The organism is Arthrobacter sp. B1I2, assembly GCF_030816485.1.
Lineage (GTDB): Bacteria > Actinomycetota > Actinomycetes > Actinomycetales > Micrococcaceae > Arthrobacter.
Window position 1 is genome coordinate 59,898 of record NZ_JAUSYC010000001.1, and the last position, 25,324, is coordinate 85,221.

Consider the following 25,324-nt stretch of genomic DNA (forward strand, 5'->3'; position numbering starts at 1 on the left):
CCTGTCCCGCCTCAGCAATCAAAAACAACACCAGCGCGGCGATGAGCCGCGCTGACAGATGCTGATTAAATCACCGGAGGTTGGGAGCTTCCTGAAGGCTCCCGGTGTGTTCCTCCGTGCTTTATCCGCTGTGCTGGGCGCGGGTGCGGGCGGCCAGGGCGGTCTCCAGGAATTCCAGGTGGGCCGGCGCTACGGGCACGACGCTGGCGGAGTATTCCGGGTGCTTGGCCAGGAACTTCTTGATGAACGGGCACACCGGGACGATGCGGCTCCCGGCTTCCACCGTGCTGTCAAGGGCAGCCGTGGCAAGCTCTCCGGCAAGGCCCTGCCCGCCGTATTCCTCGTTGATCACCGTGTGGTAGAAAATCCGCTGCGGCAACTCCCCGCCGTCGTACTCCTTGTACGCCGCCTTGCCAATCACGTTGCCGGCATCAAGAATCTCGAAGCGTTCTCGCCCAGGGTTGTGGCGGACGGTGATGTCGCTCAAGGGAACTCCTTCAGTTGCGGGAAAGTGCTGACCGTGCAAAGCCTAACCCGGCCCGGGCAGCACTTATTTCCGCAAACACGGGGTCCTTGGCAACATCCCCGCCCGCCCGCCGCGTCAGCTCAGGTAGCCGTTCGGGTTCAGGACGTACTTGGTGGCTGCGCCTGCGTCGAACTCCGCGTAGCCCTTCGGTGCCTCCTCCAGCGGAATCGCCTTGGCGTTGACGTTCTTGGCGATGCTGACCTTGTCATTGAGGATGGCCATCATCAGCTGCCTGTTGTACTTCATGACGGGGCACTGGCCGGTGGTGAAGCTAAGCGACTTTGCCCAGCCGGTGCCAAGGCTCAAACTCAGCGAGCCCTTCTTGGCGGCCTCGTCAATGCCGCCCGGGTCACCGGTGACGTAGAGGCCGGGGATGCCCAGCGCCCCGCCGGCCGCCGTGATCTCCATCAGGGAGTTCAGCACAGTGGCGGGAGCTTCCTCTGCGTTCTTTCCATGGCCGTGTCCACGGGCCTCGAACCCCACCGCGTCCACACCGCAGTCCACCTCCGGCACACCCAGAATCTGCTCGATCTGGTCCTTGGGCTCGCCCTTGGTAAGGTCCACCGTTTCGCAGCCAAAGCTGCGCGCCCTCGCCAGCCGTTCCTCGTTGAGGTCCCCAACAATCACGACGGCGGCGCCCAGCAGATGTGCGCTCGTCGCCGCTGCGAGGCCCACAGGACCGGCGCCCGCCACGTACACGGTGGAACCCACGCCAACCCCGGCACTGACGGCGCCGTGGAAGCCTGTGGGGAAAATGTCCGAGAGCATGGCCAGGTCCATGATCTTCTCCATGGCCCGGTCCTTATCCGGGAACTTCAGCAGGTTCCAGTCCGCGTAGGGCACCAGGACGTAGTTGGCCTGGCCGCCCACCCATCCGCCCATGTCCACGTATCCGTAGGCACTGCCCGGGCGGTCCGGATTCACGTTGAGGCAGATTCCGGTCTTGCGCTCCTTGCAGTTCCGGCAGCGGCCGCAGGCAATATTGAACGGCACCGAACAGAGGTCGCCGACTTTGATGAATTCGACGTCACTGCCCACTTCCACCACTTCACCAGTGATTTCGTGGCCCAGCACCAGGTTGGGCGGCGCCGTGGTGCGGCCGCGGACCATGTGCTGGTCCGAGCCGCAGATGTTGGTGGCTACCGTTTTGAGGATTACCCCGTGATTGACCGCGCGTCCCACGTTCGCCGGGTTGACGCCTGGGCCGTCCTTGAGCTCGAACGTTGGGTAATCAATATCAATAACTTCGACCTTGCCTGCTTCTTTGTAGGCAACGGCTTTGTTCCCTGTCATCTATCGCTCCTGTAGTCAGGCGTCCGGTGGGACGGCCATGATCTGGGTAGGTGAGACACCCCGCGTGAAGGACCGCCTGATCCAGTGGTGCTTTTCTGATGGACGTTAGGCATGATCAGCAACCGGTTCCCGGGTTGGGGGTCCGCTCAGTCTAGGCACGCCCACCTAGGCGGTCTAGGGGTAGGAAGCCCCTTGTTTGTTGGGGCAGTCCATAGGGGAAATGCCTATAGTGGCGTACGCTGCACCAACCGGCTCCGCACGGGGGCTGGCTGGTTCCCGGGCACGTTCTACCGTTGAGGAGACCGCATGAAAACGCGCACCATCGGACAATTGACAGTCTCCGCCCTGGGCCTTGGCTGCATGGGCATGAGCGAGTTCTACGGCGACGGCGACGAGCAGGAGTCGATCGCCACCATCCACGAGTTCCTGGACGCCGGCGGATCCCTGCTGGACACAGCGGACATGTACGGACCCTTCACCAACGAGCAGCTGGTGGGCCGTGCCATCGCCGGTCGCCGTGAGGACGTTGTCCTGGCCACCAAGTTCGGCAACGAACGCCGCGAGGACGGTTCCTGGGTAGGCATCAACGGCCGCCCCGATTACGTCCGGTCCGCGTGCGACGCCAGCCTTCAGCGGCTGGGCGTTGACCACATCGACCTGTACTACCAGCACCGGGTGGACAAAACCGTCCCCATCGAGGACACGGTTGGCGCCATGGCGGAACTGGTCCAGGCCGGAAAGGTCCGGCACCTGGGCTTGTCCGAGGCGTCGGCCGAGACCATCCGCCGCGCCCACGCCGTGCATCCCATCACCGCCCTGCAGACCGAGTATTCACTCTGGGAGCGGGAGCCTGAAACCAAGGTTTTCCCCGTGCTCGCGGAACTGGGGATCGGATTTGTGCCCTACAGCCCCCTGGGCCGCGGCTTCCTGACCGGGCAGATCCGCAGCGTGGACGACTTCGCCGAGGACGACTTCCGCCGGCACTCCCCCCGCTTCCAGGGCGGGAACTTCACACGGAACCTGGAACTCGTGGACCGGGTAAAGGAGCTGGCGGACCGGAAACAGTGCACGCCCGGCCAACTGGCCCTCGCCTGGCTGCTGGCGCAGGGCGAGCATATCGTCCCGATTCCGGGGACCAAGAGGCGCGAACGGCTGCGCGAGAACCTGGGCGCTGTAGACGTTGAGCTCAGCCAGGACGAGCTTCAACTGCTGGACCAGCTGGCACCGGCCGGGGCAACTGCCGGCGCCCGCTACCCCAACATGTCCACCATCGACACCTGATCAGGCGGCGGAGTAAAGATGTTTTCCACATAACGCCCGGGTCTAACCACGGCCAAGCAGTTTGCGACGGCGGGGCGGGGCTGGCGTAGGGTGGTTCCTACGGCTGAAGCAAGCGGCCTCTGTTTTCTTCTGTGCGGAGCCACTTTTCATGTCCGACAAACAGGCCCTCCGGGCCCTTGCTGAATCGCCCTTCTCCCTGCCCCACCTTCGGGACGGCCAGCTGGCCGGCATGGCCGCCCTTTCGGACGGTCGCGATGTCCTGGCCGTCATGCCCACGGGATACGGTAAATCCGCCATCTACCAGGTCGCGGCGCTGCATCTGCACAAGGCAACGGGACGTCCCGCCGTCGTGGTTTCACCGCTGATTGCCCTCCAGGAGGACCAACTGGACGGGCTGACCCAGGTCCTGGGACCGGACGCCGCCGTGGCCATCAACTCCTCACGCAGCGACACCGAAGTCGAAACTTCATGGCAGGCCGCTGAGGACGGCAGGGCTGTGTTCCTGTTCCTCGCCCCGGAGCAGCTGGCCAAGCAGTCAACCGTGGACCGGGTCAAAGCCCTGGACATCTCGCTGTTCGTGGTGGACGAGGCCCACTGCGTCTCCTCCTGGGGCCATGACTTCCGCCCGGACTACCTCGCGCTCGGCAATGTCCGGGAGCAACTGGGAAACCCGCCCGTGGCCGCTTTGACCGCCACTGCCTCACCGCCGGTCCGGGACGAGATCGTGGAGCGGCTGGGCATGAAGGACCCTTTGGTCCTGGTCCACGGCTTCGACCGGCCCAACATCACACTGGACGTGGTCCGGCACCACGAGGACAAGGGCAAGCGCAAAGCCGTGCTTGCCCAGGTAGCGGACCTCGCCAGGAAGGGCCAGGGCCTGCTTTACGCCGCCACCCGGAAGGACACGGAGAAATACGCGGCCAAGCTGGCCAGCGAGGGGCTGCGCGCGGAGGCCTACCACGCAGGCCGCTCCGCGAAGGACCGGGAACACATCCACGAGCTGTTCCTGGACGACAAGCTGGACGTGGTGGTGGCCACCACGGCGTTCGGGATGGGCATCGACAAGCCGAACGTGCGGTTTGTGGTTCACGCCGACATTCCGGAATCGCTGGACTCCTATTATCAGGAGATTGGGCGGGCGGGCAGGGACGGCGAATCCGCAACCGCCGTGCTGCATTACCGCTCCGAGGACCTCGGCCTGCGCAAATTCTTCGGCACCCACACCCCCGATCCTGATTCCCTCCTGGCCCTGTTGAAGATCCTCAAGCCCGCCAAGGCTCCAGCCCCCAAGGCGTCGCTGGCAGAGCTCACCGGGTTCCCGGCGCGGCGCGTCACCAATCTGGTGAACCAGCTGGAGGAGATCGGCGCCGTAAGAGTCGGCAAACGCGGCATCCGGCTGACCTCCAAAGCCAAGCTGCCCACACTGGTGCGTGACGCCGTCGAACTCGCCGAGGCCCGGCAACGGGTGGACCAGTCCCGGCTCACCATGATGCGTGCGTACGCGGAGACGGACGGCTGCCGCCGGCAGTTCCTGCTGGGCTACTTCGGTGAGGACCTGCCGGAGCCGTGCGGAAACTGTGACGGGTGTGCTGCCGCTGCCGTGGACGTTGCGCAGCACGGCAAGGAAGAGCACGACGGCGGTGGGCAGGCTTCCGCCGCTGACGAACCTTTCCCGCTGCAATCCGCAGTGGTGCACAAGGAATGGGGCCCCGGCCTGGTGATGCGGCACGAGGACGATGTCATCACGGTGCTCTTTGAACAGGAGGGGTACAAGACGCTGTCCCGGTCCGCCGTCGTGGAGAACAAACTCCTGAAACCCGCTTAGGTAGGCTTGGGGGAACCCTCCTACGAAAGGCCCCCTGGCGTGGAAGTACCTGCTTATGTCTGGACCCTGACCATCGCGGGAATCGTGGGTCTCCTGGCCTTCGATTTCTTCTTCCACGTCCGCAAGGCACACACCCCCACCCTCAAGGAATCCGCCACCTGGTCCGCCATCTATGTGGGCATTGCGGTGCTGTTCGGGCTGGGAGTGCTGCTGTTCGGCGGGTCCGACATGGGCACCGAGTACTTCGCCGGCTATGTCACGGAGAAGGCGTTGTCAGTGGACAACCTCTTCGTCTTCCTCATCATCATGGCCAGTTTCAAGGTGCCCCGCGCGGACCAGCAAAAGGTGCTGCTGTTCGGCATCGTGTTCTCGCTGATCGCCCGCACGGCTTTCATCTTCCTCGGCGCGGCACTGATCAACAGTTTCGCCTGGGTGTTCTACATCTTCGGGCTCATCCTGCTGGTCACTGCCGGCAATCTTCTCAAGCCGGACAGCCATGATGACGACTCCGAAGGCCTGGTGGTCCGGCTCGCCAAGAAGCTCCTGCCGGCATCGGAACACTACGACGGCGACAAGCTCTTCACCGTGGAGAACGGCAAACGCGTCCTGACGCCGATGCTGCTCGTGATGGTCGCCATCGGCGGCACGGACATCCTGTTCGCCCTGGATTCCATCCCGGCGATCTTCGGCCTCACCCAGAACGTGTTCATCGTGTTCACCGCCACCGCTTTCTCGCTGATGGGCCTGCGCCAACTGTTCTTCCTGATCGACGGCCTGCTGGACCGGCTGATCTACCTTTCGTACGGCCTGGCGGTCATCCTGGGTTTCATCGGCGTAAAGCTCATCCTGCACGCCCTGCATGAGAACACGCTTCCGTTCATCAACGACGGCGAGCACGTCAACGTGGTTGAGGTCAGCACCGCTGTCTCGCTGGGCGTGATCCTCGGTGTCCTGGTGGTGACCATCCTGGCGTCCATCTTCAGCCCCAAGGGCAAGGCCAAGAACGCGGTGTCCGGAGCGCGGCGCCACGCCACCGAATACCTGGACCTCAACTACGAGACGGACATGGCGGAACGGGACAAGATCTTCGCCAGGATGTGCCGCGAGGAGGACCAGATACGCAAGCTTCCCGAGAAGTACAAGCGGCTGGTCCGCAACGAAACCGAGTTCATGGAGCTGCTGCGCAACGCCCATGCAGAGCACGACAAGGCCCAGGTGCGGGCTGCCGCCGCTGAGGGCTGACGCTCACCGGCTTTCGGGGCCCACAACGGGGATTGCTGCCGGCGGTGGTTTGGGGCCGGCTGGAGTGATTGTCAGCCCCTCTTGCTAGGTTTGGTTTCAGGCTCGGGAAACTGTCTCCGGGCCCGCAAACAGTTGGGGAGGCCCCATGTTTCTGCTGGACGCTGCCGGCAGTGAAGCCGGATCCGGTGCGCCACCGGACCTGGTCTTTTCGGCCACCGACCTTGTGGCTGCTTCAGAGTGCGAGTACCGCATGCTCCGGATCCTGGACGAAAAGCTGGGGCGCGCTCCCAAGGCTGATTTCCCTGTTGACGAGATGCAGAAGCGTGCCGGTGAGCTCGGCGACCGCCACGAGCAGACCGTACTCGCGAGCCTGGTGGCCAAGTACGGCGAATGGAACGCCAGCAGCGGATCGGGCGTCTACTCGCTGGAGCGTGGCCAGACCCTGCGGGGCGAGCTGCAGGCAAAGCACGCAGAGACGGAACTTGCCCTCCGGTCCGGCGCGGACGTCGTTTTCCAGGCCACCTTCTTCGACGGTGAATTCCTTGGCTATGCGGATTTCCTGGTCAACGAGGCCGCCGGCACGGGAAACCCTGGCCGTTACGAGGTCTGGGACACCAAGCTTGCACGGCACGCCAAGGTAGGGGCCCTGCTGCAGCTTGCGGCCTACGGTGATCAGCTGCTCGGGATGGGTTTGGCCCCCTCCCCTGTCGTCACGCTGGTGCTTGGTACCCGCATCGGCGACGATTGGCTTCGGAGCAGCCATTCCCTGCCGGACTTGCTGCCCGTCTTCCGCGAACGGCGCTGGCGCTTCCGGCAACTCACAGCCGGCCACCGCGCCGCTGCCACCCCTGTCCAGTGGCAGCAGCCCGGGGTGGTCCATTGCGGACGCTGCGACTACTGCGCTGAGCAGGTCAAACTGCACAGGGATTTGCTGATGGTGGCAGGGATGTCTGTTGTCCAGCGGCGGAAACTCCACGCGGCCAGTATCACCACCATTGATGGACTTGCGGCCATGCCTGCCGCCGAAGCCAAAAACTCCGTGACCCGGCTCCGTGCCCAGGCGCGGATGCAGCTGGGCCTGGACCAGCCCGCGGGAGCGCGCACCTTCACTAAGGACGGGCAGCCGCACACGGTCTCCTATACGGTCCTTCCGGACAACACCATCGGATCGCTGCCCGCTCCCAGCGCCGGGGACATCTTTTTCGACTTCGAGGGCGATCCACTGTGGCAGGACCCTGCCACCGGTGCTTGGGGCATCGAGTACCTCTTCGGTGTCATCGAGGCCCCGGTTGCGGGCGCCGAAAGTGAACCCGTGTTCCGTCCGTTCTGGGCGCACTCCCGCTCCGGGGAGCGGCGCGCCTTCCTGGATTTCCTGGATTACGTGGAGAAGCGCCGTGCCCGGTACCCGGACATGCACGTCTACCACTACGCCCCGTACGAAAAGACGGCGCTGCGGCATCTTTCCCTCGTACACCAGGCGGGCGAGGACACGGTGGACCGCTGGCTCCGGCAGGGATTGCTGGTGGACCTGTACGCCACGGTGCGGCATTCCATCCGCATCTCGGAGGCGTCGTACTCCATCAAGAAGCTGGAACCGCTGTACATGGGAGACAACCTGCGGTCCGGAGACGTCAAAGATGCAGGGGCCTCCGTGGTGGCCTATGCCGCCTACTGTGCCGCGCGTGATGAGGGGCACCAGGACGAAGCCCATGGCATCCTGGCTTCGATTTCCGACTACAACCAGTACGACTGCCTCTCCACCCTCCGTCTGCGGGACTGGCTGCTGAAGGTGGGAAAGGACGCGCGAGGCACTGCGGCGCCAGGTGGCCGTGCCGGTGCACCTGGCGTGGACGCAGGGTCCGGGGAGGATGCGCCATCCGAAACCAGCGGCGTGGCATCCGCGGACGAGACACCGGAGGAGGAACGGCTCCGCGGGTATCTTGCCGGCCTGCCGGACAACCGCCCATGGACCGACGACGAGCGCGCCGTCGCCATGGTTGCGGCCGCCACTGGCTATCACCGGCGCGAGCGCAAGCAGTTCTGGTGGCAGCACTTCGACCGGCTCGAGGCACCCTTGGACAACTGGTCCGACCAGAGGAACGTGTTCGTTGTCTCGTCAGCGGAAGTCGTTACGGACTGGGCGTTGGCCAAGCCCAGGGAACGGATGCGCACCCGCGTCCTGAAGCTCCGCGGCACCATGACGGAGGGCTCCGATTTCCGTGCCGACTCCAGCTGGTGCCGGCTGTACGACGCGCCGGGACCGGACGGCATGAGCGCTCCGGAGGCTGTTCCCGGGACCCGGGCCTACACCTTCGGGACCAGGATCAGCGGGCTGGAGGCCGCGCCGGACAGCCCCGAACATGTGATCACCGTTACGGAACGGGAGACAGGAAAGGTTCCCGCCTACCCGCACCTGCCGGTGGCCCTGACCGAGGACCAGCCCCTGGCCACCGCCAGTATCGAAGCCGCCATCGCGGAAATAGCGGGAGCCGTGGGCGCCTCGGTCCCGTCCCTCCCCGCACAGCCGGGCCTGGACATCCTGCGGAAGCTGCCGCCGCGGTTCCGCTCGCTGCCAGGGCCTGCAGAAGTCCGGCATGGCCACGACGGCGCTGCCGATTATGCAAGCGCCATAACCGGGTCCTTGCGGGACCTTGACCACTCCTACCTGGCCGTCCAGGGGCCTCCGGGGACGGGTAAGACCTACGTTGGCGCCCACGTAATCGGCAGGCTCGTTGCCGAGGGCTGGAAGATCGGGGTGGTAGCCCAGTCGCACAACGTGGTGGAAAACCTGCTGTGCCGTGCCATCGAAATCGGCGGGGTGGATCCGCAGGTGGTCGGCAAGAAACTGGCCTCCCCTCATGCGGTTCCCTGGGCCTTCACCGCCGAAGGCGACGTGGCCCGCCTGCTGTCGTCGCCGGGAGGATGCCTGGTGGGCGGCACCGCGTGGACCATGACCGGCAAGGAAGTCCCTGCCGGATCCCTGGATCTCCTGGTCATTGACGAGGCCGGCCAGTTCTCACTGGCCAACACCCTGGCCGTGAGCCGCGCGGGCAAGCGGCTGCTCCTGCTCGGTGACCCGCAGCAGCTCCCGCAGGTCACCCAGGGCGCGCATCCGGAACCGGTGGACGAGTCCGCCCTGGGCTGGCTCGCAGCCGGGCATGCCACGCTTCCGGCGCGCCTGGGCTACTTCCTCGCCGACACCTGGCGGATGCATCCTGAGCTGTGCCGGGCGGTATCGAACCTGAGCTATGAGGGAAAGCTGAAATCGACTCCTGCCGCCTCCCTCCGGGAACTGGAGGAGCTGGCGCCTGGCGTGGAGACGGTGTTTGTCAACCACACCGGCAACACCACAGCGTCGACGGAGGAAGCTGGGGAAGTGGTGCGCCAGGCGCGCCGCCACCTTGGGTTGAAGTGGACCTGCGGCCCGGGCAGCGGAGCGCGCCCGCTGGAGCAGCAGGACCTCCTGGTAGTGGCTGCCTATAACGCCCAGGTCCACCTGGTCCGGAAGCACCTGGCGGAAGCAGGGCTGCCGGATGTACGGGTGGGCACGGTGGACAAGTTCCAGGGCCAGGAAGCCCCTGTGGTACTGGTTTCGATGGCCTGTTCCGCGGTGGCAGAGGCTCCGCGCGGTGCGGAATTCCTGCTGAACCGCAACCGCATCAATGTTGCAGTGTCCCGCGGCCAGTGGCGCGCTGTCATCGTCCGCTCCCCCGAACTCACCAGCTACATGCCGCACAAGCCGGCGGGGCTCGAGGAGCTGGGAGCCTTTATCGGCCTAAGCCCTCGGGAGTAGCGGATCCAGGATCAGCGGAGGCGGGATTTGTCCGGTCAGGCCGGCACAGGACGTCAGCGCGCCCGGAAGCCGCGGAATGATCCTTCGGCCTGGGACATCGAACCGTCCACCCGCTCCACCCGGCCCGGGGTCTTGTCAGAGTTGAGCCAGTCCAGGAGCTCCCGGACCTTGGGATCGGGGCCTTCGGCAACCACGGAGACGGAGCCGTCGTCGAGGTTTTTCACCTCACCTGACAGCCCCAGTTCCTCCGCTTTGCCCATGGTCCAATACCGGAAGCCCACTCCCTGGACCATCCCGAACACCCGGGCGTCCAGCCGCACAGCTTCCTGTGCTGCACCTTCGTGCCTGCCCATGGTGCTCCTCCTCCGTCCGGCCGCCCCTCCCAACCGGGCCGCAGTACGTGTCGTTTAAGCCGACAAACGACACTTGGGCCACCCGGTCGGGTGGGAGGGCAACCCGTCAGTTGATGGTGATGTCGCGGGTGGCGTGGTTGTAACGGATGGTCACCGTGCCACCGGCGTGGTGCAGTTCGTGGTTGGGGCCGTCGAAGGTGCCGAAGGCGCCATAGTTTTCGTCCCACGAGCGGTTCAGGGCGATCTTAAAGGTGTAGAAACCGGCGGGAAGCTCGGCGCTCTTCTTCCACAGCTGGTCCAGGAAGTCGAACTCCATCTGCGCTTCGTCGTACTGCGGCGCCCAGTTTTCCGGGGCGCCCAGGATGGTGTTGAAGTCACCTGCCACGGCCACAGCTTCGGGCTGTGCAAGGGTTTCAACGTCCGGGCCCTCGAAGGGCTCCGTGGCAGCGGAGGTTTCGGCAGAGGCGGCAGCGGGCGCTGCTTCGGTCTTGTCCTTGGCAGCAGCCTTGCCCTTGCGGACAGCCTTCACCACGGGTTCGACGGCGTCTTCGATTGCCTTGGCTGCCTTGCCCACAGCGGACGCGGCCTTCTTCGCGGGAGCCTTCCTGGCGCTCGTTTTCGGTGCTTCCTCCTTGGCCGGAACCGCCAGTGTTGCCGCAGCGGCGGAAACCGGGCGGACAAACCCTTCGGGAGCCGTGGGAACGGAAGTGCCGGCAGGGACGGGAGTGCCGGCGTCGAGCGCTGCGGCGAAGGAATCAGCGTCGGGGAAGGCTACGGTGGCGCGCATGCCGTCCTCGGTAATGGTCCAGCCTGAGCGGCCCTTGACCAGCCAGCCGGCTTTGACCAGCTTGGCGGTGGCCGAGGTGAGGGTCTTGTGGCCGCGCGGGATGCCGCCGCTGAGGAGTTCAGCCTCGTGCTCGTTGAACGGCACGCGGGCCGTTGCTTCCGCCAGGACCTGGCCTGCATTCAGTGCATCGCCGGACCACACGCCTTCGGTCAGGACATCCAGCACGGTCTTGAGTCGAAGGTACGTGTTTTCTGCGGTGGACTTGGCCATGATTCCCCTTATATAAAAGCGATCGGTCTTAGGCATCTTGCCAACTGCCCATTAAATCGCGCGACTTTAATTGGTTAACTCTGCGTGTCGTGACCGACTGTGAAGCGGATTGAGCCGCAAGTGAGGCGGAGGTCTCGGGTAAGGGCTGTCTGCATAACCCTCAAGCGCTGACATGGGTGCTGCCTTGCACTCCCCAGACACGCCTGCGGCACTTAGTTTACCGGGCAGAAAGCCCGGCTGTTGCCCCCGACACAGCAGCGGTCAGTCGGACACTTCCCGGCCGTTCAATTCCGCCAGCAGCTCCGCCTTCCGTTCCTCGGACGCGAAGGAGGAGTGGATGGAGTTCGCCGCAAGGCGCGCCCTGTCAAAGTCGGAAAGGTCAAACACCGCTGTCAGCTGGGTGAAGTTGTCATCCACATAGCCGCCAAAGTAGGCAGGATCGTCCGAGTTGACCGAAACGTTCAGTCCCGCAGCCAGCATCGCAGGCAACGGATGGTCGGCCAGGGTGTCCACCGCGCGGAGCCGGACGTTGGACAGGGGGCAGACAGTCAGGGGAATCCGGGCGTCCACCAGGCGCTCCACCAGGTCCGGATCGTCCATGCAGCGGATGCCGTGGTCAATCCGCTCCACACCCAGGATGTCCAGGGCTTCGATGATGTACGCCGCCGGACCCTCCTCGCCAGCGTGCGCCGTCAACCGCAGGCCTGCTTCACGCGCCTTCGCGTACAGCCGCTCGAACTTGGACGGCGGGTTCCCCACTTCGGCTGAGTCCAGGCCGATTGCGCCGATGGGCGCGTTCATGGCCAGCAGCCGTCCCAGGACTTCCAGCGCCGAATCCTCCGGCAGGTCGCGCAGGAAGGCCGCGATCAGGATGGTGGAGATGCCGTACTCCTCCTCCGAGGTTGCCAGCACCGAAGCCACACCCTTGACGCACGCCTCCAGGGGGATGCCGCGGGAGAGGTGGGCCTGCGGGTCCATCATGATTTCCGCGTGCCGGACGCCGGCGGCAGCGGCCCGCTCCAGGTAGGCCCGGGTCATGTCCGCGAAGTCCTGCTCGGTTCGCAGTACCGTCATGTTGGCGTAGTAGAGGTCAAGGAAGGACTGCAAATCCGTGAACTCGTACTTTTCCCTGAGTTCGTCCAGTCCGGAGTAAGGCAGCGCGATGCCGTTGCGCTCGGCCAAGGCGAAGATGAGTTCGGGCTGCAGCGTGCCTTCGATGTGCAGGTGCAGTTCGGCCACCGGGAGGGGCTTGACAGGGACTGTGGGTTCCGCTGGGTCCGTTTCGGTTTCGGGCATGGTGCTGCCGCCGGCAAAGTTGTCCATCCGGTCAGGATAGTGCCCCTCCGGGTTTCGCGCCTGCCCGGCGCTTCGAGGCCACGGTGCCGCCGCTGCGGCAGGTGGAATCGTCCACCCGCAACACGCCCGCTGGAATCTCGATTTGATAACGCCCCGGCGATGTCCTAGCGTGAAATGCATGCCCGTTCGGCGGGCTCTTTGATTGCCCGGTGCTGCCTCCACCAGAACTGCCCAGCGGCAGCCACCAACAGTGACCTCTATTCGTCAGGGCGGGCAGTGGCGCGACGACTTCCGGGGACGGAACCAGCGCTGGTGGCCTTCAGGAGCATCACCATCATGAAAAACACCAAATTCCGTACTGCCGCACGCCGCGGAGTCACCCTGGCCGCCGTCTCCGCGGCAGGTTTGGCGCTTTCAGCCACGGCGGCCAACGCAGCCACCCCCACGTCCACCTGGGATGCACTGGCACAGTGCGAGAGCAGCGGCAACTGGTCCATCAACACCGGCAACGGCTTCTCCGGCGGCCTGCAGTTCACCCCCAGCACCTGGGCTGCCTACGGCGGAACCGGGTCCCCCGCGGACGCCAGCCGTGAACAGCAGATCGCGGTAGCCGAACGGGTGCAGGCTTCCCAGGGTTGGGGCGCCTGGCCGTCCTGCGCGGCCCAGCTGGGCCTGAGCGGTGGCGGCGGAGCACCGGTCCAGAGCGCTCCAGTCCACGCTGCTCCCGTACAGAGCGCGCCAGTCCAGGCTGCTCCCGTTCAAAGCATCCAGGTCCAAAGTGCTCCGGTGACGCAGGCACCGGCTCCGCGGCACGCAACGTCGGTTGCCCTCAGCGGTGAAACCTACACGCTGCAGGCCGGGGACACCCTGAGCATTGTTGCCCAGAAGCTGGGCATCCAGGGCGGCTGGCAGCACCTTGCCGATGCCAACCTGGACACCATTTCGGATCCGAACCTCGTTTTCGCGGGACAGGTCATCCAGCTTCCCGCGTAACACCAGCGGCAGTACCACCGGCGGCTGCATGAGCAGTGGCTCCCGCCGTTCCGCCTTTTCGAAGGCGACACAAACAGGTCGGCGATAGACAAATTCCGTTGACCAAAAAACGACGCCGGCACCTCCCACAAGGGGCGTGCCGGCGTCGTTCTTTAACCTCTGGGCCGCTGCCGGAGCGGGGCAGTCAACAGACGGTCAGCCGGCGGGCAGTTCGCGGACGATCCGCACCTTCCAGGCGGAGTCGTCGCTGGTGTCCAGCAGGGCAACCGTGCCATGCGCAAGATTCAGGGCAACGCGCTTTACGGCGAGCAACTCCAGGTAGAGGTGTTCGTTCATTCTGCTGGGGGTGTCGATCATGAACTTCACGGCGTCGCGCACCTTGCGGTAGTTGGCGCTGCGTTCGCGGTGCATGTGCAACTCCAGGGCGGAGCGCTGCTTGAGCCGCGGCTCATGCCGGTTGAGCAGCGTCACGGCCGCGTGGACGGCTACCACCAGGGTGAGCGAAACGGCGTAGATCCACCAGCCACTGGAGAGCAGGAACAGGGGCAGGTTGCCGATGGCCACGAGCGCAATGACCACCCGAAGGGCGGCAATTCTCCGGACCGTCCTGGCGACGGCGGCCATGCCGTCCCGGAAGCGGTGCTGATCCTTGCGTGCGGCTGCGGGATCGATGATGAATTCGTCGAGGACCAGGATCCCCCGGGCTTCCGGGCCCAGCATCTGCCCGTAGCGGGGCAGGACGGTGCGGGCGTGGTCGACGGCTTTGTCAGATGTAGATGTCATGAGAGAGCTTCCAGAACGCGGGTGGGGTTGCCGAGATCTTAGTGCTTTAACCTGGAAGCGGTATGCAGGTGTCCACTATTTGGACAGCATCTGCTGCCGCATGTGGTCCCCGGCACCGTAATTGGAACATCCGCCGCATGCCGTCAGACTGAATAGATGCAAACCTTCCTCCCGTACCCTGACTTCCGTCAAAGCGCCAAAGCCCTGGACACTGCACGGCTGGGCAAGCAGCGGGTCGAAGCGCTGCAAACCCTCCGGGCGCTGGTGATCCCTGGCTACGGCTGGCAGACCCACCCGGCGATCCGGATGTGGATGGGCCACGTGCCCGCCCTCACCATGTATGGACTGGCGATGGTGGACGAATGGATTGAGCGCGGCCACCCGGACAACACCCGCGCGAATATCGCCGAGTTCGCGCCGCAGGCGGCCCATCCCGACTACGCTGCCAAAATCGTCCTGCCGCCGTGGCTCGGGGACCCGGACTTCCACCTCAGCCACCGTTCCAAGCTGGTGCACAAGGAACCGAAGTTTTACACCTCTGTCTTCCCAGACGCCATTCCGGATATGGACTACGTCTGGCCTGAGCCCCGGCACGAGTTCCTGCCGCAGGAACCGGAGGGGGACATTCTGTGGATCCTGCGGGAGCCGCATGATGACGTCGACCCCCAGTCGCTCACGACAGTGGCGCTTCCGCCGGTGAACCGGAGTGCTGCTGCCGCCGCCGCGATGGCCCCCGGGGACGGCTACTCCCCCGTCTACGTGGACGACGGCTCCCGCCGGCCGTCGCGGACCCCGAAGAAAGCCGCGCCCAAGCCGCAGGCGAAGAAGCCCACCCGCAAGCGCATGGCGCAGGAGGAGGCGTTCCGGACCCTCCCGGGGAAGACGCCGGTTGCGGTTCCGTTCGAAAACGGGGCCAGGTTCGCGGTGGGACAGGTGGTAGGCCGCCCGATCACCCTTGATGATGGTCGGTTCGGCAGGAATTTCGAGGTCTTGGAGATCATTGACCGCTCCGCGTTCGCCTACCCTGCGCTGTTGCAGGACCCGCGCGTGTTCTTCCCGGTGGAGGCACCGTAGGCCATGACCGTTCTCATGGCGGGCTGCGGCGACCTGGGCACGGAGGCGGGGCTCGGGTTCGCCGCGCTGGGGCACAGGGTCGTGGGTTGGCGCCGGACCCCAGGGAAACTGCCGGCAGCCATCCAAGGTGCTGCGGCAGACTTGGGATCGCCGGAGCTGCCGCTCGTCCCCGCGGACACCGCCGCCGTCGTCATTGCTGTCGCCGCAGATTCCCCCACTGAGGAGGCATACCGCGCCGCGTATGTACGCGGCGTGGCAAACGTGCTCGATGCGCTGGAACGTGACGGCGTGCGCCCGGACCGGGTCCTCTTTGTTTCCTCGACCGCCATCTACGGGGACGCGGGTGGCGGGTGGGTGGATGAATCCACCCACCCGGAGCCTGCCGGATTCTCGGGCCGGGTGCTGCTGGAAGCAGAGGAACTCCTGCAGGCCAGGCTCAGGGGAACCGGCACTGCTGGCATCTCGCTGAGGCTGGGCGGCATTTACGGGCCGGGCAGGACACGGCTGATTGACCAGGTGCGGACAGGTTCAGCAGTCATTCCCGAGGACGTGCGGTACACCAACCGGATCCACCGTGACGACGCCGCGGCCGCGATCGTGCACCTGGCCACCATGGACACTGCGCCCTCGCCTGCTTATGTCGGCGTGGACAACGAGTCGGCCGATCTGGGAACCGTGCTGCGATTCCTGGCAGCCGAACTCGGCCTTTCCGCACCCCCAGCTGGTGATGCGGGCCCGGCCCGTGGGGGCAACAAGCGCTGCCGTAATGACCTGCTCCGCAGCACCGGCTTTACCTTCACCTTTCCCACGTTCAGGGAAGGGTACAGGGACGTCATAGCGGGGAACGGCATCCGCCATCCCTAACGGAGGCCTCCCCATAATCACTGCCAGGCGCAGTACGCCTGGACCGAGGAGAGACAGGGCATGGAATTTCGGCAGGTCATTGAGGCGGTTGGGCAATTTGTCGACGTCGCAGGAGTGGCGGTCATGGTGATCGGCGCCGTGGTGTCTCTCCCGCTGGCGATCCGGGGCCATCAGCCGCGGCAGCTTCCACCGGAGTCGGAGAAGTTGGGTTTCTACCGGTCCTACCGCCAGTTGCTCGGCCGGTCCATCCTGCTGGGCCTTGAACTGCTCGTCGCGGCCGACATCATCCGCACCGTTGCCGTCACGCCCACATTCGCGAGCGTCGGGGTGCTAGCCATTATCGTGCTGATCAGGACCTTCCTCAGCTTCTCCCTGGAACTCGAAATTACAGGGCGATGGCCCTGGCAAAAGGGGCCATCCGTCGCCCGGGATGGGGCTACCGCCGCCGCAGGCTAACGCCTCTGCCCAGGTTTTCCACATAGCAGTTTTGTCGGCTCCTGATTGTCAGTGGTGGCTGGCAGAGTTGGGTTATGGAGGCCATTGGGGAGCAGCTTGGGGAGACGGACGACGCCGGCAGCTGGCTGCCGCGCCCGTCCTACCTTCACGCAGTCCCCGGGGAGGTGCCAGCCAGCGGCGAGGAGCCTTCACGGCAATCCCGGAGTCTCCCATCTGCCACGGCACCGGCCGCACGGGATTTGTTGGGCGGACTGGCTAAGCAGCTTGCGGCAGCTGCCCTGGCCGCCCCTGAGGGGCTGGCGTCCGCCTCCTATGTCGAGGCCGCCGATTTCGCCGACGGGGTCGAGGAACTGGTCCGGACCGCGGAGTACCTGCAAATTCTCTCGGCCGGCGCTGTGGACCGGACCCGCGCCCAGGCCATCAGCGATGCCGCCACGGCCGCCACCAAAACACGCCGCACCACCTGGCTAACCGAAACCGCCCGTGCCAGCCGGTCCCGGGGCTGGATCACCGGGTGGGACGCCAACCGCGTCGAAACCCTGAACACCACCCCGGACCCTGTGAAGGAAACCGACACCGATTGGCCTCGTGCCAGATCCCCCCGCCCGGTCCCGGCGTCTCCGGCCGATGACGGTTGCCGGAACACCGCAGAGTTCCTCCGCCTGCGCCTCCGGATCCCCATCCGCGAAGCCCGCCGCCGGCTCACCCTCGCCCACAACACCCTCCCGGGCACCAGCCTCACCGGCCAACCACTCCCACCCGCCCGGGCCCCGCATCGCCGCCGCCCTCGCCCCCAGCACACCCGGCACGCCCAGCGGCAACAAAGCCGGCACCACGGAGACCGGGACGGCGCAGGGGCCAGTGGTGTCCTCGCACGCCGGCACACTCATCACGGCCACCCTGGACCGGCTCCAACACCACACCACCGCCGGCACCCTGGACCGGATCGAACACCACCTCACCCAAGCCGCCACCACCACCGACCCCGACTTCCTCGCCCGTCTGGCCCAACGATGGACCGACACCATTGACGCCGACGGCACCGAACCCACCGAAGAAGCCCTCCGGCACACCCAAGGCGCCTTCATCCGCAAACCCCGCCACGGCCTGCACCACCTCGAAATCTTCGCCACCACCGACCAGTACGAACACCTCCTCACCGTCATGAACACCGCCACCAACCCCCGCACCAACAGCACGGAAACAGGCACCACCGCCACGAACGGCACGGCCAGTGAAACCAAATCCGATGACGGCACGGGAACAGTCCGGTCGGGTCAACGGACAAGCAGGAACCCTGACCTGCCCGACCTGGACCGGCGGACCCGGCCACAAAAACAACTGGACGGCATCATCACCGCCGCCAAGATCGCCCTGGCAACCAACACCCTGCCCACAACCGGCGGCAACCGACCCCAAATCATCGCCACCATCCACTACCAGGACCTTTTCCCCACCCGCACCACACAACCCGGGACAGGGAGAGAGCCAGGGGCAGGGCCTGGAACGGCATCAGGGACCGGTGCGTTCGCATTCACCGGCCCCGTCGCCGCGGCCACCCTGCGCAAAATCGCCTGCGACGCCGACATCATCCCTGCACTCCTGGGCACCCGCGGCGAAATCCTTGACCTCGGCCGTAAAACCCGCCTCTTCACCCCAGCCCAACGCACCGCCCTCATCGCCCGTGACCAAGGCTGCGCCTTCCCCAACTGCACTATCCCCGCACCCTGGTGCGAAGCCCACCACATCACCTACTGGTCACGTGGCGGCCCCAGCACCACCACCAACGGCGTCCTGCTCTGCAGCTACCACCACCACCTCATCCACAAAGAACAATGGACCATCACCACCACCCACGACACCCCAACCTTCATCCCCCCACCCCACATCGACCCCACCCAAACACCCCAGCAAAACCACTACTCCAAACCACCACCGCTGCCTCAGCCACAAGAATGAAGAAGCCAATAGAAGAGGTTTTTCAGAGCGGCAGTCTGTCCTCACATACAGGGACAGACTGCCGGGGAAACGAGTAGTCACTGCTGGGCCAGCCTTTACGTCTACAACGCCGGTTAGGCTTGGTGGGCCGAGCGAAGGAGTAGTGAGGCCCTTGACCGGAAACCTCAGCGCCGCAGCAGTGTGGCCGCGGCCGCCGGAACTGCCCGCGCCGGTCTTCTCCGATCAGCGGTGGCTTGACGCCGTCTTCCTTCACTGGCGCATCCCGCAGGCAATAGCTGCCGCATTCATGCCTGACGGCGTCCGCCCCGACGTGTTCGACGGCAGTTCCTGGGTGGGTCTGATTGGCTTCCGCATGGAGCAAGCGGGACTTGGCCGCGGCCCCGGAATTCCCTATCTGGGAAGCTTCAATGAGGTCAACGTGCGGCTTTACTCACGGGAGCGGAACGGGACCCGCGGAGTGGTGTTCCTGAGCCTGGACGCAAACCGGCTGCCGGTCGTCCTGGCCACGCGGGCGGCGGGAATTCCCTATGTGTGGTCACGTATCCGGCATTGGCCGCCCTTTCCCGGCGGTGGCGTTTCGGGGCAGCATGGCAACGGCGGGGCGGCCGTGGCTGCCGGCAGCTCGGATGAATTTCCCCTCGGCTATTCCGTACGCCGGTTCGGCAGCTCAGCAGCCCGCAGCGATTTCACGGTCGTCCCCAGGCTCCACACGGCTGCCTCCGACCCGCTCTCCGTCTTCCTGACGGCCAGGTTCGGCATGCACGGCAGCTTCCACGGAAGGACCCTCTATGTACCGAACAGCCACCAGGCGTGGCCGCTCTTCGGCGCGGAGGTCCACCAGCTCAGCGACGGATTGGTCGAAGCCGCCGGCATCAGCGTTACCGGGCCGCCGGAGTCGGTCCTTTACTCGCCTGGAGTTCGAACAAGGTTCGGCAGGCCACGCCTGGTGGGCCCTTCCGGCTGAACGGCAGGCCTTAGACGTCCTGCCAGCCCCGGCCTTCACTGAAAGTGCTCACCAAGGTGCCCACGCCTGCCTGCAATGAGTTCGACGGGTCGAAGTACAGGGACGCATCCGTGGCGCGGCTGTGGGTAATCAGCTGCTCCGCCTCAAGCTTCGCCTCCGGCACGGTGGCACCGATGATTCCGGTGCGGGCCGGGAGATCGGGCGCATGCACCACTTCCGCGTCTGTCTCAGACAGCGGAACCGTGGTTCCGGAATTGATCTCGTCGTGCGGAAAATCGAACCCTGCATCACCAGGGGCGGCCGGAACGGTGTACTCCAGGAAATAGGTCATACCCCACCCTTACAGAAAACCCGCCACTGCCAAAAGCCCGCTCGGCTACTTGCCCAGGCCGGCTTTCCTGAGTGCCTCCGCCATTGCCGTGTCAACGGGCTGGGGTCTGGGAGCCGGTCGGCCTCCAGCACCGGCCCTACCCGTAGCCTGCTTCACCGGCTGTTGCCGGTCCGCGCGCCCATTGCGCTCGGGCTTTCCGCTGCCTGCTCCCCCGCCGCCCTGTCCCGAACCGCGCCGCCCCGAGGCTGCACCGCCGCCGGCCGGTTCGTCGTCGAGCCTCAATGTCAGCGAAATCCGCTTCCGCTCAGGGTCAGCCTCCAGGACCTTCACGCGGACTACCTGCCCGGATTTCACCACTTCGCGCGGATCGGACACAAAGCGGTTGGCCAGGGCGGAGACGTGGACCAGGCCGTCCTGGTGGACTCCAACGTCTACGAAGGCCCCGAAGGCCGCAACGTTGGTGACGGTCCCCTCGAGAATCATGCCCGGCACCAGGTCCGAGATCTTTTCAATGCCTTCCGAGAACGTGGCGGCGGCGAAGGCGGGCCGGGGATCGCGCCCGGGCTTGTCCAACTCCGTGAGGATGTCCTGGACGGTGGGCAGGCCAAAGGTATCGTCCACGAAGTTGCCCGGGTCCAAGGACGACGCCGGCGCCGAGCCGGAGGCCACCAGGATCTTGCGCGCCACGGCGTATGCCTCCGGGTGCACGCTCGACGCGTCCAGCGGCTCCGCTCCCCCGGTGATCCTCAGGAAACCGGCGCACTGTTCAAACGCCTTGGCGCCCAGCCGCGGTACCTTCTTGAGGTCGGACCGCTTGTTGAACGGGCCGTGCTCGTTGCGGTAGGCCACGATGTTTTCGCTCAGCAGGGGCCCGACGCCGGCCACCCGGCTTAGCAGCGCTGGCGAGGCCGTGTTGACGTCGACGCCGACGGCGTTCACGCAGTCCTCCACCACGGCGTCCAGGCTCCGGTCCAGTTTGGACGCCGTCACATCGTGCTGGTACTGGCCCACACCAATGGACTTGGGGTCGATCTTGACGAGCTCGGCGAGCGGATCCTGCAACCGTCGGGCAATGGAGACCGCCCCTCGAAGTGAAACGTCCATTCCCGGCAGTTCCGCGGCAGCGAGCGCGGATGCAGAGTAGACGGACGCGCCGGCCTCGGACACCACGAGTTTCTGCGGCTTCCGGTCCACGTCCGGCAACAGCTTGATCAGTTCGGCAGCCAGCTTGTCAGTTTCCCGGGACGCTGTCCCGTTGCCGATAGCCACGAGTTCGACGGCGTGCTGCCGCGCCAGGCGCGCCAGGGTTGCCAGGGCGTCGTCCCACTTCCGCGCCGGTGCGTGCGGGTAGACCGTGTCAGTGGCAACCACCTTGCCGGTGCCGTCCACCACCGCGACTTTGACTCCCGTCCGCAGTCCGGGGTCGAGCCCCAGCGTGGCGCGGTTTCCGGCAGGGGCGGCCAGCAGGACATCGCGGAGGTTGGCGGCGAACACCCGGACGGCTTCGCCCTCAGCTGCCGCAAACAACCTGGCACGGAGGTCGGAGGTAAGGCGGGCCAGCACGCGCGACCGCCAGGCAACCTGGGCGGTCTGGATGAGCCAGGCGTCTGCGGGACGTCCGCGGTCGGCGACTCCGAGGAACCTGGCTACTGCCGACTCGTAGCGGGCGCGGGCGGCGGTGAGGGCGGCGTCGTCCGACGGGTCTGCTTCGGCGAGATCCAGCTCAAGGACTCCGTCCTTTTCCCCGCGGAACAATGCAAGCACCCTGTGGGACGGCATCCTGTCCGGCGCCTGCGCGAACTCGAAGTAGTCCGCAAACTTCTGGCCTTCGGCCTCCTTGCCTTTCTTGACGCGGGACACCATCCGGCCCTGGGTCCACAGCCGGTCCCGCAGATTCCCGGCGAGGTCGGGATCCTGGGCCACCCGTTCCACCAGGATGGACCGGGCACCAGCCAGTGCGGCAGCTGCATCATCGATGGAGTGTGCGCTGTTGAGGTACTTCCGGGCCTCCCGTTCGGGATCCAGGTCCGGCCGCTTCAAGAGCGTGTCCGCAAGTGGCTCCAGGCCTGCTTCCCGGGCGATCTGGGCCTTGGTCCGCCGCTTGGACTTGAACGGCAGGTAGATGTCCTCGAGCCGTGACTTGGTATCCGCCGCGAGGACTGCCTTGCGCAGTTCGGGCGTCAGCTGGCCTTGGGCCTCAATCGCTTCAAGGATGGCACGACGGCGGTCTGCCAGCTCGCGGAGGTAGCGGAGCCGCTCGTCGAGGTCGCGGAGTTGGGTGTCGTCCAAGGTTCCGGTCGCTTCCTTGCGGTACCGGGCGATAAACGGGACTGTCGACCCGCCGTCGAGCAGTCCGACGGCCGACTTGACCTGCCAGGCTTTGACCCCCAGCTCGGCGGCAATCTGGGCAAAGATGGCGTCCTCCTCTGCTGCGCGGGAGGGGGCGGAAGCGGGGGAAGGTGAAGGCAGTTGGGTCACCAGAACATCTTGCCTTACCGGCCGGTGGGGCTCCACCGCCACTGTCTCCCTGGAGGTTCCGGCGGGGGAAAGCGGGTATTCCCCTTGGGCCCGCAAAGTGCTGTAGTGGACTTGGGATCACTGGCACCCATGCTCGAGGAAGAGGCCACCGTGCGGGAATTGCTGGTTGTGTTTCAGGATGGGTTCGACGAGGCGAACATCACCGTCACCGTGAATGGCAAGGCAGTACGCAGGGACTTGGGGATCTCCACCAATCCGCTTCTCGGCATCGCATCAGAAGTCTCCGTGGAGCTGCCGGCGAAGGGTGCGCAGGTGGGAGTCGAGGTCACCAACCGCGGCCTGAAAGCCATCACCAAGGTCAGCGGCAGGCCCAAGAGCGTGCTGGTGTCCATCGAGGACGGACGCTTGGTGATGAAGGAAGGCACTGGCCGCGAAGCCGTGCTCTAGCCCTGTTTTCCAGGCGGCAAGAAATGGCTCTGGTAAGAGTCCATTCGTTGGAGTAGCATCTGATCACCGCCGGCTTCCGCTGGAGTCCGGCGGGCCACATCAGTCTTCAGCCGGAGGTCGTCGGATGGCCTTCCGGCTTCGCTGCCCGGGACCAGCACCCCTGACAGCCAGCGACGGCGGCACCCAGGATGGGTGCCGCCGCCGTCTTTTATTCGGCTCGGCGGATCGGCCGCTTAGCCCTGGTACGCCGGGTAATCCGTGTAACCGCTGGCGCCGTCAGCGTAGAACGTGGACGCGTCGGGCTCGTTGAGCGGAAGGCTTTCCTTCCAGCGGCGGGCAAGGTCCGGGTTGGCAATTGCGGGGCGGCCCACCACGACGGCGTCCGCGTGGCCTTCAGCCACCAGGTTCACGGCCTCTTCCCGCGTGGTGATGACACCGAATCCGGTGTTGACCAGGAAGGTGCCCCCGAAGCGCGCGCGGAGGTCCTGGACGAGTTCGCCCGAGGGTTCGTGGTGCAGGATGCTCAGGTAGGCCAGGTTGAGCGGCGCGATGCTATCCACAAGGACCTCGTAGGTGGCGCGCACATCCACAGCGTCGGTCTCCGCGATGCCCTGGACGTTGTGCTCGGGGGAAATCCGCAGTCCCACCCGGTTAGCGCCGAGGGCCGCGACTACGGCATTGACGGTTTCGATGACAAAGCGGGCGCGGTTCTCCGGCGATCCACCGCAGCTGTCCGTCCGGATGTTGGAGTTCGGGGCCAAGAACTCGTGCAGGAGGTAGCCGTTGGCCGAGTGCAGTTCCACGCCGTCGAACCCCGCCTCGATGGCGTTCAGCGAGGCGTTGACGATTTCCTGGATGACCATGGGGAGTTCGTCGGTGGTGAGTGCGTGCGGCACCGGGTAGGGCTTCTTGCCGGCAGGAGTCCGGACGTCGCCGTCAATGGCTACAGCGCTGGGGGCGACGATGGGCAGGCCCCCGGTGATGTCGGAGTGGGAAACCCGCCCGCCATGCATGATCTGGGCGAACATGCGGCCGCCCTCGGCGTGGACTGCATCGGTCACCTTCTTCCACCCGGCAACCTGCTCCTCGGTGACGATTCCCGGCTGGCCGGGGTAGGCCTGCCCGGCGAGGGTGGGGTATGTGCCCTCGCTGACGATGAGGCCAAGGGAAGCGCGCTGGCGGTAGTGCTCGACGACGAGCGGGCCCGGGACGCCCTTCTCACCGGCGCGGAGGCGGGTCAGGGGAGCCATCACCAGCCGGTTGGGAAGTTCAAGTTCGCCGAGGGTGAGTGGGGAAAACAGCATGCGCGGTTCCTTTCGAAGGCTGAAGACGTACTGCCCATGCCAACTGTGGGGCGCGTGCAACTATTCCGATCTCCGCGCGGGTGCGACGGGGATCACAGTCCCCCGCGTTGGACCTAGCGCGATGCTCCGGCACCCGGGCAGCCCTGGCCCTGGGGATTGGCGTTGCAGTCGTCGGCGTAGTTGCGGGTGAGCGAGCGCCAGACGCTGACGGTTTGCGGTGGAGCACTGAACTGGCCCTGGCCTGGAATCGGCAAAGGAGGACCCGAATTCACAGAGTAGGTGCCCGTGAACGAGGTGGTCAGTACCACCTGGAAATCTCCCGTGGATGCATACGCGTGGCTGGTGCGGGTCTTCTCGCCCCAGCGGTCCTGCGGCAAGGGTCCGCCCATGGACGGTTGCGGGCCGAAGACAGTACCGTCGCCGTAGTTCCACGTGTATTGGACGGGCGTTGCCACAACGTGAACCTGCTGGCCGAACATGGTGATGTCGAACTGCTGTTCAGCCGCTTCCGCGTAGAAGTTCGTTTCCGCGCCCCGAAGGGTGTTCGGGCTGGGCTGCGCCACAACCTTCCCAGCATTGACCGGCAGGTTCTGGAACTGCCGCTGGATGTCCGCCGCGATCCGGGGCAGCAGGTCCTCAGGCTTCGGATCGTAAAGGCAGGTGGGACCCGAGTGATGCGCCCAAACCGCGCCCGGTACGCCTCGTGGCCGCGACAACCACATGACAGGAATGCCCTTGGCGCCGTCCTCCCGGTCCTTGCAGTCGAGCTGGCGGGCTAGGCAAGGAGTGTCGAAGTCCCCTCCGCCGAGGTGGCATTGGAGCTCGTACTTGTACTCATTGGGGTCGGCGACAATCGCACCGGGCTCAGCCCGCACCAACTTTCCGGTGCCCGAGTCTTTGACCCATTGATCTGCCCCCGCTACTAGCCCCCTGTCCTCATAGCCAACGGATACGTCAGCATAAGCCACTAAGGGGCTAAGAAAGAGAACAGAAAAGGCTACACAC

General features: G+C 65.6%; 21 protein-coding genes. 11 read left to right on the forward strand and 10 right to left on the reverse strand.

From position 1 onward, the window contains the following. Positions 1-121: 121 nt before the first annotated feature. Both QFZ57_RS00285 and fdhA read right to left on the reverse strand, forming a co-directional pair. Positions 122-487, reverse strand: a complete 366-nt coding sequence (locus QFZ57_RS00285; protein WP_306897128.1) for a GNAT family N-acetyltransferase — start codon at positions 485-487, stop codon at positions 122-124. A gap of 114 nt (positions 488-601) precedes the next feature. After that, on the reverse strand, positions 602-1,819 hold the full coding sequence (gene fdhA, locus QFZ57_RS00290; RefSeq protein WP_306632251.1) for a formaldehyde dehydrogenase, glutathione-independent: 1,218 nt from the start codon (positions 1,817-1,819) through the stop codon (positions 602-604). Between the two features lie 306 nt (positions 1,820-2,125). Between fdhA and QFZ57_RS00295 the strand changes: the two genes are divergently transcribed. The 4 genes from QFZ57_RS00295 to QFZ57_RS00310 all read left to right on the forward strand — a co-directional run bounded on the left by QFZ57_RS00295 (position 2,126) and on the right by QFZ57_RS00310 (position 9,960). Then, positions 2,126-3,100, forward strand: a complete 975-nt coding sequence (locus QFZ57_RS00295; RefSeq protein WP_306632252.1) for an aldo/keto reductase — start codon at positions 2,126-2,128, stop codon at positions 3,098-3,100. Positions 3,101-3,248: 148 nt separating this feature from the next. Further along, positions 3,249-4,925: a RecQ family ATP-dependent DNA helicase gene (locus QFZ57_RS00300; protein WP_306897130.1), complete on the forward strand. Its 1,677-nt coding sequence runs from the start codon at positions 3,249-3,251 to the stop codon at positions 4,923-4,925. A 39-nt stretch (positions 4,926-4,964) separates the two neighbouring features. Then, positions 4,965-6,167 (forward strand): TerC family protein, encoded by a 1,203-nt coding sequence (locus tag QFZ57_RS00305; protein ID WP_306632254.1) that lies wholly within the window; start codon positions 4,965-4,967, stop codon positions 6,165-6,167. Between the two features lie 145 nt (positions 6,168-6,312). Continuing rightward, positions 6,313-9,960, forward strand: coding sequence for a TM0106 family RecB-like putative nuclease (locus tag QFZ57_RS00310; protein ID WP_306897133.1), 3,648 nt, complete (start codon positions 6,313-6,315; stop codon positions 9,958-9,960). A gap of 53 nt (positions 9,961-10,013) precedes the next feature. Here QFZ57_RS00310 and QFZ57_RS00315 read toward each other — a convergent pair whose 3' ends face one another. The 3 genes from QFZ57_RS00315 to QFZ57_RS00325 form a co-directional block, all read right to left on the reverse strand. After that, the gene (locus QFZ57_RS00315; RefSeq protein WP_306897134.1) at positions 10,014-10,313 is read right to left on the reverse strand and encodes an acylphosphatase; all 300 of its coding nucleotides are present in this window, start codon (positions 10,311-10,313) and stop codon (positions 10,014-10,016) included. Positions 10,314-10,419: 106 nt separating this feature from the next. After that, complete coding sequence (locus QFZ57_RS00320) at positions 10,420-11,370, reverse strand: pullulanase X25 domain-containing protein (RefSeq protein WP_306632257.1); 951 nt, start codon at positions 11,368-11,370, stop codon at positions 10,420-10,422. Positions 11,371-11,631: 261 nt separating this feature from the next. Further along, positions 11,632-12,693: an adenosine deaminase gene (locus QFZ57_RS00325; RefSeq protein WP_373461138.1), complete on the reverse strand. Its 1,062-nt coding sequence runs from the start codon at positions 12,691-12,693 to the stop codon at positions 11,632-11,634. Positions 12,694-13,002: 309 nt separating this feature from the next. Between QFZ57_RS00325 and QFZ57_RS00330 the strand changes: the two genes are divergently transcribed. Beyond that, positions 13,003-13,659 carry a LysM peptidoglycan-binding domain-containing protein gene (locus QFZ57_RS00330; RefSeq protein ID WP_306897136.1) on the forward strand — a complete coding sequence of 219 codons (657 nt, stop codon included), beginning with the start codon at positions 13,003-13,005 and terminating at the stop codon, positions 13,657-13,659. 195 nt (positions 13,660-13,854) lie between these two features. Here QFZ57_RS00330 and QFZ57_RS00335 read toward each other — a convergent pair whose 3' ends face one another. Next, entirely contained in the window at positions 13,855-14,442 is a 588-nt protein-coding gene (locus QFZ57_RS00335) for a hypothetical protein (protein WP_306632260.1), read from the reverse strand. A gap of 156 nt (positions 14,443-14,598) precedes the next feature. Between QFZ57_RS00335 and QFZ57_RS00340 the strand changes: the two genes are divergently transcribed. From QFZ57_RS00340 to QFZ57_RS00360, 5 genes are all read left to right on the forward strand, one after another. After that, positions 14,599-15,516, forward strand: a complete 918-nt coding sequence (locus tag QFZ57_RS00340; protein ID WP_306632261.1) for an MSMEG_6728 family protein — start codon at positions 14,599-14,601, stop codon at positions 15,514-15,516. A 3-nt stretch (positions 15,517-15,519) separates the two neighbouring features. Beyond that, positions 15,520-16,380, forward strand: coding sequence for an NAD-dependent epimerase/dehydratase family protein (locus tag QFZ57_RS00345; protein WP_306897138.1), 861 nt, complete (start codon positions 15,520-15,522; stop codon positions 16,378-16,380). A gap of 60 nt (positions 16,381-16,440) precedes the next feature. Next, entirely contained in the window at positions 16,441-16,836 is a 396-nt protein-coding gene (locus QFZ57_RS00350) for a DUF1622 domain-containing protein (protein WP_306897139.1), read from the forward strand. A gap of 588 nt (positions 16,837-17,424) precedes the next feature. Next, complete coding sequence (locus tag QFZ57_RS00355) at positions 17,425-18,795, forward strand: DUF222 domain-containing protein (RefSeq protein ID WP_306897141.1); 1,371 nt, start codon at positions 17,425-17,427, stop codon at positions 18,793-18,795. Between the two features lie 151 nt (positions 18,796-18,946). Beyond that, positions 18,947-19,759 (forward strand): YqjF family protein, encoded by an 813-nt coding sequence (locus QFZ57_RS00360; RefSeq protein WP_306901493.1) that lies wholly within the window; start codon positions 18,947-18,949, stop codon positions 19,757-19,759. 10 nt (positions 19,760-19,769) lie between these two features. Here the strand turns inward: QFZ57_RS00360 and QFZ57_RS00365 are convergent, their stop codons facing one another. Both QFZ57_RS00365 and QFZ57_RS00370 read right to left on the reverse strand, forming a co-directional pair. Continuing rightward, positions 19,770-20,090, reverse strand: a complete 321-nt coding sequence (locus QFZ57_RS00365; RefSeq protein ID WP_306632266.1) for a hypothetical protein — start codon at positions 20,088-20,090, stop codon at positions 19,770-19,772. Between the two features lie 45 nt (positions 20,091-20,135). Beyond that, positions 20,136-22,568 carry a Tex family protein gene (locus QFZ57_RS00370; protein WP_306897143.1) on the reverse strand — a complete coding sequence of 811 codons (2,433 nt, stop codon included), beginning with the start codon at positions 22,566-22,568 and terminating at the stop codon, positions 20,136-20,138. A 129-nt stretch (positions 22,569-22,697) separates the two neighbouring features. On the opposite strand from QFZ57_RS00370, the gene QFZ57_RS00375 reads away from it, so the two are divergent. Continuing rightward, complete coding sequence (locus QFZ57_RS00375; protein ID WP_306632586.1) at positions 22,698-23,015, forward strand: hypothetical protein; 318 nt, start codon at positions 22,698-22,700, stop codon at positions 23,013-23,015. Positions 23,016-23,248: 233 nt separating this feature from the next. Here the strand turns inward: QFZ57_RS00375 and QFZ57_RS00380 are convergent, their stop codons facing one another. Both QFZ57_RS00380 and QFZ57_RS00385 read right to left on the reverse strand, forming a co-directional pair. Continuing rightward, on the reverse strand, positions 23,249-24,319 hold the full coding sequence (locus tag QFZ57_RS00380; RefSeq protein ID WP_306897145.1) for an alkene reductase: 1,071 nt from the start codon (positions 24,317-24,319) through the stop codon (positions 23,249-23,251). 113 nt (positions 24,320-24,432) lie between these two features. Beyond that, a complete protein-coding gene (locus QFZ57_RS00385) occupies positions 24,433-25,194 on the reverse strand; it encodes a PKD domain-containing protein (protein ID WP_306897147.1) in 762 nt (253 codons plus the stop codon). Between the last annotated feature and the right edge of the window lie 130 nt (positions 25,195-25,324).